Annotated in this window: 6 protein-coding genes; 2 read left to right on the top strand and 4 right to left on the bottom strand. The window is 43.0% G+C overall.

The window, feature by feature from the left end:
- Nucleotides 1-57: 57 nt before the first annotated feature.
- The 4 genes from K6V21_RS06710 to K6V21_RS06695 form a co-directional block, all read right to left on the bottom strand.
- On the bottom strand, nucleotides 58-1,602 hold the full coding sequence (locus K6V21_RS06710; protein WP_217713030.1) for a hypothetical protein: 1,545 nt from the start codon (nucleotides 1,600-1,602) through the stop codon (nucleotides 58-60).
- A gap of 26 nt (nucleotides 1,603-1,628) precedes the next feature.
- Nucleotides 1,629-3,320 carry an O-antigen ligase family protein gene (locus K6V21_RS06705; RefSeq protein ID WP_217713031.1) on the bottom strand — a complete coding sequence of 564 codons (1,692 nt, stop codon included), beginning with the start codon at nucleotides 3,318-3,320 and terminating at the stop codon, nucleotides 1,629-1,631.
- A 36-nt stretch (nucleotides 3,321-3,356) separates the two neighbouring features.
- Nucleotides 3,357-5,393, bottom strand: coding sequence for a hypothetical protein (locus tag K6V21_RS06700; protein ID WP_217713032.1), 2,037 nt, complete (start codon nucleotides 5,391-5,393; stop codon nucleotides 3,357-3,359).
- 480 nt (nucleotides 5,394-5,873) lie between these two features.
- A complete protein-coding gene (locus K6V21_RS06695) occupies nucleotides 5,874-6,809 on the bottom strand; it encodes an Rpn family recombination-promoting nuclease/putative transposase (RefSeq protein ID WP_217713033.1) in 936 nt (311 codons plus the stop codon).
- A gap of 310 nt (nucleotides 6,810-7,119) precedes the next feature.
- On the opposite strand from K6V21_RS06695, the gene K6V21_RS06690 reads away from it, so the two are divergent.
- Both K6V21_RS06690 and K6V21_RS06685 read left to right on the top strand, forming a co-directional pair.
- A complete protein-coding gene (locus K6V21_RS06690; RefSeq protein WP_224321302.1) occupies nucleotides 7,120-9,567 on the top strand; it encodes a glycosyl hydrolase family 95 catalytic domain-containing protein in 2,448 nt (815 codons plus the stop codon).
- A gap of 61 nt (nucleotides 9,568-9,628) precedes the next feature.
- Complete coding sequence (locus K6V21_RS06685) at nucleotides 9,629-13,564, top strand: hybrid sensor histidine kinase/response regulator transcription factor (RefSeq protein WP_408912653.1); 3,936 nt, start codon at nucleotides 9,629-9,631, stop codon at nucleotides 13,562-13,564.
- Nucleotides 13,565-13,607 lie beyond the last annotated feature (43 nt).

Below are 13,607 nucleotides of genomic sequence, written 5' to 3'. Positions count from 1 at the left end.
ATATGTATTTTCTCCGCATCCTTTTCCACTGACTAATACGTAGTAACTCCAATATTGCTATTCACAGGAATCATTTATCATAATATTATCAGAATCAATAGTCTGCGCATAGAATCCTTTAAAATTATTAGGATCAGGATAACCATATATAAAGGTTAGACCAGCATAGTTATCTTCAAGGAATTTTATAAACAACCCTATTCTCTGTTTCTCGGGCTTACCATTCCCTTCCTGAATACATTTATTATATTCCGCATCTAATTCTCCCCTTTTCAATGCATATGTAAACCTATCAAATTCACCAGCACTAGTAATCATCATACATAGACATCCATATTGGGATATTATTCCATAAACAAAGTTGTCTGTTTTTATTCTACCTTTTTGGAATTGTACTCCTAATTCTTTCAAGTCATATAGTAAAGGGATACCTATCCCCGGAAGAGCTTGAATATGGTACCATTCATCAAAAACCTTACCTTCTAGTTGTTCTTCCTTGAATAAGAGTCTTACTCCACCTTTATATACACTCGGACGAATCTCATGATGATAATTATCTGTTATCCCCATCCATTCCGTATAGTCTCCACTACCGCTACTCAAGATATTCTTTAACTGTGCTTCATCTTTCCAATTTAAAGGAGCAGAAAATATATTAAACATCTTAACCAAGAACACATTATCATCAGTCATCTCATCCGATTTAGCGCAAGCAGGAGACACTGGCGGGTGAGAGTCTGAATCATCATGTGGCCCCCAAGGTCCAGGTTCCCAAGGTTCTATCGGCACAGGGTCACCAGGGCAAATCTGCACAATCTCTGTACGATAATTAGTTTCACATACAGAAAAAGAACCTCCAAATTCAGCATCTCCACTAACATTATCGTCACAATATTCTCCTGTTACAACGTCTATATACCTTAAGTAACAATCCTCTAAATAATGTACATTAGTCCGAGTATTACAATTTTCTTCCATTCCAAGCGCAATGGTCGCTACCAATTTCCCAGATTGAAATTCAAATCCATTCCTCAGACCTTGCCCTACCTCATAGAAATAAATATCTCCATCAAAATCCGGTTCACGATGGAAATAATTATTATATCCTAAACGATTCGTTTTCGCCAAATAATCATACGATCCTCTTATTATCATAATGAAGTCGCGTGTCTGCCCGGTCTTCAAATCCTTTCTGACTATTAACCGCACAATGTTCCGGATTTTCTTCTGACTGATTTTTAAATCATTTTTTAAGGTTTCCGAATCCATAAAAATAGCACTTCCATCCACCAATAAAGGCGTTTCCACTATTTCACAATCACCCTTTCGGCGCTCCTTTGCTTTCGACCATTGAGGTCTGATTAGAATTTCTTCTTGAAAATTAGAGAAACGAAGTTTCGTAACTTGCGGATTATTGGCATTATACCACAGTTCCGCCTTTGAAACAGTTAGTTCCGTATTTTCTCCTAATACGGATTCATCTTCCGATTTATCATCGCTACCGGAGAATGTTTCATCCGATAGACACGAATAAATCAAAAAGCTCAAGAGGAATAATCCTCCCAGAAAATACAATCTTCTTTGCAGTTTCTTGTTTTTCATAAGTCTTTGTTTTTTAAGTTAATAATTTATTTAATTTGATTTTCGAAAATCCGTTTTAATTCCTCATGTATCTTATGAGTCTGAAATCCGTAGACTTTGACCTTTTCAGTCAGAATTTCATGAGCTATGCACATCGCTTCTTCATTCCGTCCTAATCTCCGATAAAGTAACGCTAACCTACTACGGGCACGCTGTCGCGAGGGTACCATCCAATTGGCAAGCAAGTATGCGGTTTCTGCCTTGTCATACTGCCCCATGCGCTGCCAAAGGTCCCCCTTCATAATATAAGTGTCGGGAGTAGGATATAATTCTTCCCATCTGACTATCTTATCCAATAGGACCGAATCGGACTTTATCTTATTCAGAAGCATACAATAATATATCCAATAAGCCGATTCATCCTGCATTATACTCTCCATCGTTGCTAATTCCTTAACGGACTCATCCAATCGGTTTGAAGAGTAAGCGTTCATGATCTGATAGAATTTCCGATGACACCTATATTTCTCCGTAAATGTAAAGGCAAGTCCTATTGCAGCTATCAGCAGAACCATCTGCAAAACTTTACAGGTGCGAGCAGCTAACCGGAAAACCCAAAGAGGCTTCCTGCAACGATGAGATAAACATGCCAAGGCTATCAGAGCAATTACCTGCATAGGGAACGTCTGATCGGGATAAGCAAATAAACCCCAAATTAAATAGCCCGTTAAAAGCGATTGGGCTGATAAAGTTACCACATCTTTTTTGCGGGGAATGATTAGCGCAATGTATAAGAAACAGGCGTATAATAAGAAACCTGCCACCCCGTAGTCTACCATCAAACGTAAAGGCTCATTATATACCAAATGGTTACTATCAGCCAGAAATCTTTCGCGAGGCGTCCCCCCTTCCTCCAAATAAGAGGCTTGGTAATGCATATAATGGGCAGTGAATCCTCCCGGGCCGAATCCGGTTAACGGTTTCTCTTTTACCATACCTAGCGTAACTTTCCATATCAGTATTCTTCCGTCAGCAGAATCCGGTTTAAACCGGTAAAGTCCATAAACGGAAAGGATAATGAGAAGAGGTATCAAAACCCGAAAAACGGCATGAGAACGAAACCAGGCAAAAAAATCATTGCCACAACGAAAACGAGACAGGTATACAGAACGGGCAACAACCATCAAAAGAGCGACCCATGCCGCCCGGCAACCGATAATGATAAATACCGGCAAACAAATAATTCCCATTAAAACCGTGATTATATAAAGAAACTTGTAGTGCTTCCGATAGCCTGTATGCAGACACCAAGTAAAAAGGATACTTAACAACAAACACATCACGCCTCCATAGATAGCCGGACTGTCATAAGGACCGGTTACCGCAAAATAAGGATGATTCGCCGAAACAATTCCGGCATATTGCAAATAGCCGGTAAGTGCCAATATAAAAGTACTCGCCAGTAGCCCGAAATACAAAAAGCCATAAGGCAACCGGGGAATAAGCCGGATCGCCCAATAAATAAGGAGGAGGGAGAAAGTGCCCATCGTCCACAAATTGGAAACAGAAAAGTGGAAGAAATAATAGCCCAACGCCACAACTGAAACAAACACATCTACCCAATTGAAGAAAACAAGTGATTTTATCTTGCTCAAAAAGACGTATAGTCCCGCTCCAATTCCTAGCAAAGTAACTACAAATATCGAAGAACGGAATGCTTCACTCAGAAAGGTTATCATATTTTCATTTAGTAGCAACATACCCATCAGACTTTCTTATTGCGTATATCGGTTTATAAATATTTGCTTCCCATTTTCATAAAAGAAAGGCAATTCCTCGTTTCCTTTATCAAGATTCCGCAACCAATACACTGTTCCGGCAGGAACTGAATCAATATCCAGATAATTATATCTGGAAACGAGTATTGCATGTTCGATCCAGCTCCCATCTTTAAAATACAATAATTGATAACGTTGACTAGGTTCAATCATATTCAGTGCCGTTCGTGGAAGTAACCTTATTCGAGAAACACAAACAGGCGATTTAAAGTCCATTCCAAGATACCCCCACCGAGTGTAAGTCTCCGGATCCCCATCAAAGAAATTAGAATAAAGCGGGCCGGTTTTCATAGGAGTACCCTCTACCTTCATATATTCATCTGATTCGACATTCTCCATCGCCTTTGAGAAAACAGGAAGTTTAGTCGGAATACTATATGAGTGTTTAGTATCTTTCTTGCCAAGAAATTCAAACTCGGCAATGTCCATGGGTAATCCATCTTTAGGAGCAAAGCGATAATAACGGTATTTATGCAGATTACTAAAGCAATACTCTTGCCAATAGGGTCCCGGGACATTTTTAATAACAAAAAGAGTGTCATAAGGTCCATCCCAATCATCAGCACCCAGTAAGTGTGCCCCCTGCAAAGTTTTTCTGGATTCATCCAAATGTTTCTTGGAGGGATATTTACGCAACAAGTGCATCGGAATCTTTACTCCGGTCTCCTTCCCCGCCTCTTTACAGACAACTTGTTTCGTAACGCTATCATATCTAAAAATAAAAGGGTTGCCGAAACAGGAGAGCCCTCCATCTTCCGACATATAAGTGGGAAAGAAAAGCATATTGACAGGTACCTGAAGAAATGTCACCGAACGTTTGCACTTATTTACTTCGCCCCATGCCACAGGCATTAGGTTTTCCTTTGTATTGAAAAAAGATAAATATGCCAGATTATTGGGCGAATTACATTTTATAGGAATAGTCAGGGCTTTGCACAAATGATATCGCTCAGTGACATCCTTTATAGTAGCAACATCAAAATAAGATGGAACAATCTCACCTTTATTTTTAAGGAAATAGGGGGAATTTTCAATAGCACCAAATGTTCTTTGAAATACCTTTCCCACATATTTCAGATTAGAATCCCAATCTTCCCTTAAGTTATTATAAGGTGGAGTATAAGGTTGCAATACATGATTAGAATCAGGCGAAGCACACCAATAGTGCTTACTATCTTTATCCGGCCATTGAGGGGTAAACTCATATACTACGGGAATGCCACATGCACGAAAATAGTTGCATGTCCTCGCCGCTAAATTATGACAATCCATTTTAAAAGCAGGAATAAATGGATCAAATGGGCCAACATGATGCGAAGAGGTTATATAATCATTCATTTCTTTTTGCAACCTTACATATTTCCGATAGCAATCAATAGGCTTACGTATATCAGTCATACCCTCTTCTGTCAGCCTCTCAAAAATGATAGACCTCAAAGTTCGTTTATCATCCACCAGCGATTCATCTACAGTCCGATAAGGAAGTATCCACTCTTTAAAATCATCAAAAGAAAGTTGTCTTAACAAAGCAGAACTCTGCCATTCATCAAAAGCAAGTTCAATATTATCTATCAGATAGTCTGCCGAAAGGAATTGAATATCCGGTTTACTTTGAGTTTCAAGCGGAATAGGAATAGAATCAAAAATTTTCCCTAAACAACGTTTCAAAGATTCGTCTTTAACAGCATCCGAATCTGTACGACAGATGGAGTCTATCTTTCTAAAATAGCAGTAGTAGGCAGCAGGAAGTTCCTGCTGAATTTTACTTTTGTGATAGGGCATATTGCCAATCAGAAAACAAGCTGCATCAAACTTTAAGTCGTCTTTATCCCTATAATATTCTAAAACTTTAATCAGTTCTTCTTTATGATTACCCGAAAGTATTAACGCTTGCTCTACTTTATCAGGATAAGGACGGCATGAAATCAAAAAGAAAAAGAAACTAATAGAAACCAATAGAAATTTTGTCTTCATAGCGTATTCAATTCAATGTTAACGCGACAAAGTTATGAAGCCATTATCAGACCGGCATTCAAGAATCACCACATTAATATTCGAAATCGCCAAAAACGACCGTTTCATCACTAAGAATAGGGTATTTCACCGTTTTAAACCAAACGTATGAACACAAGACGCCACAACAGATTCTCCGTAAGGATGCTATTCTAACTTCCTTCATTGCCCAATAAGACTTTCTTCATTGCCTATTCTTTATTCGTTCTACTATAGTATAACGCAAGGGTAACTATAGTATTCCTTGCGGATAACTATAGTATAACGCAAGAATAACTATGGTTGAATGAAAAAATAATGCCTAACAAAATAGATCCTGATAGGCAAGCAATGAAATAAAAAAGGCTTAGCAGTTGCCTTACCCATATATAAGAAATCCTGCAAACTATGATTATTATCAGTTTGCAGGATTTCCCCTATAGAAATATATTCTATTACTCTTTATAGTTTATCAATATCTTCAATAGGCAGACCGGTAATATCGGAAATCATAATGTTATCCAATCCTCTAAGCTTCATTTTACGGGCATTGGCTACACGTTCTTCTTCACGACCTTCTTCACGACCTTCTTCACGGCCTTCTTCACGACCTTCAGCTCTACCTTCAGCTCTACCTTCAGCACGCTCTGTGAATATATTATCACGAAGAATAACGATGTTATCCAGATGCCGATAATAAGCACCCAGTTCATCTTTCTTCATTCTATCCAGAGTCAATCGTTCGCGAGCTTCATGCAAACCTGGTGCCGTAGCGGTATCAGGGATATTCCCTGTATTCAGATAATAGATCCACTCTTCAAGAGGACTTTTGGCCACTTGATTAAAGTCATTCACTTTTAGGATATAATACTCAGGATAAAGCTGGCTTACGTGGTCCACTTTAAAAGTTTGTTTCTGGAAAGGAGTCAGTTCCAGTACATCACCTTCATGTATCCCCCGAAATTCCGTTTTCCCATGATATACAATATCCTTTCCGCTGCCTAAAGAGAAGTATACAATATTGATACTATACACTTTGCGCACCTTATCGTAGCCTTCTCCGCGATTAATGTATTCGGTTACCAACTTTGAAGTGCCGAACAACATCCGCTGGAAATAAGCATATTCGTTATTGTTTTGGACTTCAATCAGAATAAGCTCGCCTTTGGAGTTCTCAGCAAGCATATCCACGCGATTATACTTATCAAATTCATCCTCCTGATTACTTTCGCTTTCCAATAGTTTTTGAATCGTGATAGTCTCTTTCAACAGGGTAGTCAGAAGTCCTTCGAGTACCCCGAAATTGGCTTTATTGCGCAATAAACGCTTCATAGCCCAATCGAAACGAATATAATTACTTGCCATAATTTCGTCTCCTTTCTCTTGTTTTGTTTTCATGATAACAAAGGTAAGGGGAAAATGTTGAATTCCAAGCAATAACAAAGGATTTATTCAGTGGATATACCGCAAGGTAAATCTCTCCACCCCCCCAGCCAGGACAAGCCGTTCCCTCAACGCCGGACATCTCACACTCTTTTAGTGATTTTTGAAAGCATATTGGATAAAATTGAAAGAAATAACACGCTGTTTTTGTGACGCAGATAAAAGAGAACCCGTATTTTTGTACTCAATATTGTGACTGGCGGCATATTACTTTTATGTACCTGTTTCGCTGACAGAAAATCCTTTAAACAACAAAAATAATAGTATGAAAAAGCTCCAATCCTTCTTTATCTACATGTTCTTCTCCTTATCCGCCTCGGCAATAGGAACGACCGATTACACTCAAGGACTCTCCATTTGGTTCGACACCCCCAACAACCTGGACGGACAAGCCATCTGGCTGCGTGCTTCCGGATTAAGAGCCAACCCCGACCGGGCATGGGAAAGCCGCTCACTACCCATCGGAAACGGTAGTCTGGGAGCCAACATCTTAGGTTCCATATCCGCCGAGCGAATCACCCTCAACGAAAAAACCCTCTGGAAAGGAGGACCTAATACGGCCAAAGGAGCCGATTACTATTGGAACGTCAACAAACAATCGGCAGAAGTCCTGAAAGAAATCCGACAGGCTTTTCTGGACGGTAACCAAGAGAAGGCAGCCTTACTCACTCAAAAGAACTTCAACGGATTAGCCGCCTATGAAGAAAAGGACGAAACACCGTTCCGATTCGGCTCGTTTACTACTATGGGAGAACTTTACATAGAAACCGGACTTAGTGAAATCAGAATGGACAATTACCGCCGCATCCTGTCACTGGATTCCGCTATGGCAGTGGTGCAGTTTGACAAGGACGGGACGCAGTATCAGCGCAAATACTTCATATCATATCCGGACAGTGTCATGGTGATGAAGTTCACAGCCAGCAAGGCCGGGAAACAGAACCTCATACTCAGCTATTGCCCCAACAGCGAAGCAAAAAGTCATCTCAAGGCAGACGGGAATAATGGACTGGTCTACACCGGAATCCTCAACAATAACGGCATGAAATTTGCCTTCCGCATCAAAGCCATTCACAAGGGGGGAACACTGAAAGCCGAAGATGACCGCCTCATCGTGAAGGATGCCGATGAAGTGGTATTCCTGCTCACAGCAGATACGGACTATAAAATGAACTTCAACCCGGACTTCAAAGATTCAAAAGCTTATGTAGGCAACGACCCCGAACAAACCACACAAGCCATGATGAACCAAGCCCTACAGAAAGGATATGATGAATTGTACCGGAACCATGAAAACGACTACACCTCCCTTTTCAACCGGGTTCGCCTGCAACTCAATCCGGAGGAAAATAGCCCGAATCTGCCGACTTACCAACGTCTGGCTAATTATAAGAAAGGCATGCCGGACTATCAACTGGAACAATTGTACTATCAGTTCGGCCGCTATCTGCTCATTGCCAGCTCCCGCCCCGGCAATATGCCCGCAAATCTGCAAGGAATATGGCACAACAATCTGGACGGTCCCTGGAGAGTGGATTATCACAATAACATCAACATACAGATGAACTATTGGCCCGCTTGTTCCACTAATCTTTCAGAATGCACCTGGCCTTTGATAGACTTCATTCGTAGCTTGGTGAAACCGGGTGAGAAGACAGCCCAAGCCTATTTCAACGCCCGCGGATGGACTGCCTCCATATCCGCCAACATCTTTGGATTTACAGCGCCTCTGTCCAATGAAGCCATGTCGTGGAACCTGAACCCTACTGCAGGACCTTGGTTAGCCACACATATCTGGGAGTATTACGACTACACCCGTGACAAGAAGTTCCTGCAAGAAACAGGATACGAGCTTATCAAAAGCAGCGCCCAATTCACGGTAGACCATCTGTGGCATAAGCCGGACGGAACTTACACTGCCGCCCCTTCCACCTCACCCGAGCACGGGCCGGTAGACGAAGGAGTCACCTTTGCACATGCCGTAGTACGCGAAATACTGCTGGATGCCATCCAAGCAAGCCGCGTGCTTGGAGTAGACGCCAACGAACGTAAAGAATGGGAGAATGTACTGGAAAAGTTAGTTCCCTATCGTATAGGACGTTACGGCCAACTATTGGAATGGTCTTCGGATATAGACGACCCGAAAGATGAACACCGCCACGTCAACCATCTATTCGGACTACATCCGGGACACACCATTTCTCCCGTAACCACCCCCGAACTGGCCCAAGCCGCCAGGGTAGTGCTTGAACACCGCGGAGATGGCGCCACCGGATGGAGTATGGGATGGAAACTCAATCAATGGGCACGGCTTCAAGATGGAAACCATGCTTATAAATTATACGGTAATCTGCTGAAGAACGGAACCCTGGACAATCTGTGGGACACGCACGCTCCTTTCCAGATTGATGGAAACTTCGGAGGCACGGCCGGAGTAACCGAGATGCTGTTGCAAAGTCACATGGGATTCATCCAACTGCTTCCCGCCCTTCCGGACGCCTGGAGAAACGGTTCGATAACCGGAATCTGCGCCAAAGGTAATTTTGAGGTCTCCATCTCATGGAAAGAGGGCAAGTTGGAGAAAGCTACATTCCTTTCAAAATCAGGAGCTCCCTGTAAAGTGAAGTACGGAGACGATGAACTCATGTTCAAAACCACAAAAGGCAAGATATATGAGGTGGTCCTAAAGAAAGACCGTCTGAAAAAACTCTAAGCCAGAAGATAGTCTAAAGAAAAAAAAAGCTTACCTTTGTTAGAGTTAATCTGCAACTAAGATGAAAAAAGGATTTCTCACGACACTGGGTCTCACATTTATCATGCAATTGATACTTGTCTATCCTCTTCAGGCAAAGCATTACTACTTCAAGCAAATTTCCGTGAAAGAAGGACTACCATCCAACGTTCGCTGTATCCTGAGAGACGGGCAGGGATTTGTATGGGTAGGCACCAGAGCAGGGTTGGGAAAGTTTGACGGACACGAACTTAAGAGATACACACACAAGGCAAACGACCCGAACTCTCTGCCTCACAACCTGATTCATCAAATTGCCGAAGACAAACAGCATAACATCTGGGTACTGACCGAAAAAGGAATTGCCCGCTATCAACGGGAAAGGAATAATTTCACATTTCCTACGGACGAAGACGGGAATTACATCACTGCCTATTCTTTCTGTTCCGTCCCGGAGGGCATCCTGTTCGGAGGTAAAGACAGAATCTATATGTATAGATATGAAGATGACTCTTTCAAACTCTTGCAATATTTCAATGCCAAATCTTTTAAAATCACGGCACTTTGTCCCTGGGACTCCCAAACACTGCTCTGTTGCAGCCGCTGGATGGGATTGTTGCTGGTAGACCTGCAAACCGGAAAGTACAGGCGTCCCCCTTTCGACTGCGGACTGGAAATCATGAGTATGATTGCCGATACGCAGAAAAGAATATGGGTGGCGCCCTACAACGGCGGACTGCATTGTTTCTCGCCAGACGGCAAACCATTATCCACGTATACCACAACCAATTCTTCCCTCAGTAATAACATCGTAGTAAGCCTTGCCGAAAGGGAAGGACAACTATGGATAGGCACAGATGGAGGAGGCATCAACATCCTTGACCCGGAAACCGGGAAAATCTCACAACTGGAGCACATCCCGGGACGGGAAAACTATTCGCTTCCCGCCAACTCCATTCTCTACCTGCACAATGACTATAGCAATAACATGTGGGCAGGAAGCACTTGCAACGGTTTAATCAGCATCCGGGAAGTGTCCATGAAAACCTACACGGATGTGGTTCCCGGCAACGACCGCGGACTAAGCAACAGCACCGTACGGAGCCTTTACCAACAATCGCCCGACAGTATATGGATAGGTACGGACGGAGGAGGTATCAACCTCTTCAATCCGAATTCGGAGAAATTTACATACTATCCTTCCACTTGGGGAGATAAAGTAGCCTATATCACCAACTTTACTCCCGGGAAATTGCTCATATCTCTTTTCTCACAGGGAGTATTTGAATTTAACCCCGCAACAGGGGAGAAACAGCCCTTCACCATCATCGACAAAGAAACCACTACACGGCTCTGCAACCGGGGGAAATCCGTCAATTTGTATCGGAACACTCCCAGCACCGTATTGCTTCTGGGTGATCATATCTACCAATATCATCTGAAAGACAAAACATTCAGCATCATCACCGAAGAAGAAGGAAAGGATATCGTAGGCACGCTTGTCCCCTTCAGGCACGACGGGAATCTGACTTATATAAATGACTTCAAACACATCTATGGACTGGACAACCGCACTTCACAACTGAAAACGGTCTTCGAGTGCTACAGGGACACAGTCATCAGTTCCGCCTCTCAGGATAAATACGGACGCTTTTGGATAGGAAGTAATTTCGGACTGATTCACTATGACCCGGTTACGAAAGCGCAAGTACATATTCCTACCAATCTGTTCACTGAAGTCAACATGGTGCTGTGCGACCGGAAAGGAAAAGTTTGGGTAGGCGCTGATAATATGCTTTTTGCCTGGCTCATCAAAGAACAGAAGTTTGTACTTTTCGGCGAGTCGAACGGTGCCATACAGAACGAGTACCTGCCCAATTCACGGCTGGTAAACAAACAGGGAGATGCCTATATAGGCGGGGTGAGGGGATTGCTACGCATCGACGGACAGCTCTTTCTCAATACATCCGAGTCACCGGAACTCCAACTACTGGATGTTATTATCAACGGCGAGTCGGCCAATGAAAAGATATACAAAAGCCCGGTGAAAGTTTCCGTTTCGTGGAACAGCAATATCAACATTCGCATCATGTCCAGAGAAGAAGATATATTTCGGCAAAAAGCATACCGGTATCAGATTGAAGGGCTGAATGACCAATACATCGAACAGTACAGTCCGGAACTGGCTATCCGGTCGCTACCACCGGGCAATTACAAAATCATGGCTTCATGCACCACTAAAGACGGCAGCTGGATTCCCAATCAGGAGATATTGGAATTGATAGTACTTCCTCCCTGGTACCGGACATGGTGGTTCACACTTGGTTGCGCCCTTCTGGTTACAGCCATCATTATCGAGGCTGTGCGCAGGACGTTGAAACGCAACGCAGAAAAGCTGAAGTGGGCCATGAAAGAACATGAAAAACAGACGTACGAGGAGAAAGTACGCTTTCTTATCAACATCAGCCACGAACTGCGCACTCCACTGACATTAATCCACGCGCCACTCTGCCGGATATTGAAATCCCTCTCGCCCGGAGACACTCAATACCTGCCGCTAAAAGGTATCTACCGCCAGTCACAACGCATGAAGAACCTGATTAACATGGTGCTCGATGTTCGAAAAATGGAAGTAGGGGAAAGCAAACTGTTCATACAGCCTCATCCGCTCAACCAATGGATTGAGCATATATCGCAAGATTTCATCAGCGAGGGGGATGCGAAGAATATCCATATCCGCTACCAACTCGACCCACAGATAGGCATAGTCAGCTTCGACAAGGACAAGTGCGAAATCATCCTGAGCAACCTGCTTATCAATGCGCTGAAACATAGTCCGCAAGACACGGAAATAACCATTGATTCAGAATTATGCCCCGAAGCAGGAACAGTGCGCATCTCCATCATCGACCAGGGATGCGGATTGCAGCAAGTGGACACGGACAAACTCTTTACCCGCTTCTACCAAGGAACCGGAGAACAGAGTGGAACGGGAATCGGCCTGTCCTATTCCAAAATTCTGGTAGAGCTTCACGGTGGCACCATTGGTGCACGGGACAACCAGGAAGCAGGAGCTACTTTCTTCTTCGAATTGCCGCTGAAACAAGAACCGGAAGAGGTTATCTGCCAGCCGAAAGCATATCTGAATGAACTGATGCTGGACGACAACAGTGAACCCGCCTCTGCTGAGAAGGAAACATTCGATACCACCCCTTACACAGTCCTGGCAGTGGACGATAACCCAGATATGACAGATTTCCTGAAGAAAGTATTAGGAGAATGTTTCAAGCGGGTGATTACTGCCAAAGATGGCGTAGAGGCTATCCAACTTGCCAAGAATCATATTCCGGACATTATTGTCAGCGATGTGATGATGCCCCGTATGAATGGATATGAACTATGCAGAAACATCAAAGAGGACATTACCATCAGCCATATTCCCATTATTCTGCTGACGGCGAAAGACGACAAACAAAGCCAACTGAGCGGCTACAAGAATGGAGCAGATGCTTACCTAACAAAGCCTTTCGAAGTGGAAATGCTCATGGGAATGATTCGTAACCGACTGAAGAACCGGGAATGTATCAAGCAGAGATACATGGATATGGGAGTAATTCCCGCCCCGGAAGAGAGTACGTTCAGCCAGGCTGACGAGACTTTCTTACTAAAAATGAATAAGATTGTCCAGGAAAACTTAAGCAATACGGAACTGGGCATCAAATTGATGTGCAAGGAGATGGGAGTAGGTCGTTCATCGCTTTACAATAAGCTGAAAGCGCTTACCGGCATGGGGGCAAATGAGTATATCAATAAATTCCGGATAGAAAAAGCAATCAAGTTAATAGCCAATACAGATATGACATTTGCTGAGATTGCGGAGGAAACCGGATTCACCACTCCCAGCTATTTCAGTACAGCGTTCAAGCAGTATACAGGGAAGACTCCAACGCAATATAAAGAAAAGAAGAAAGAGATATGAGGCAGTACAAAGTGTCAGAATGATATTGATTTTTCAATTTATT

This window comes from Bacteroides cellulosilyticus (assembly GCF_020091405.1).
Lineage (GTDB): Bacteria > Bacteroidota > Bacteroidia > Bacteroidales > Bacteroidaceae > Bacteroides.
The sequence above is the reverse complement of the archived record's forward strand: the minus strand, read 5'-3'. Positions and strand labels throughout refer to the sequence as shown.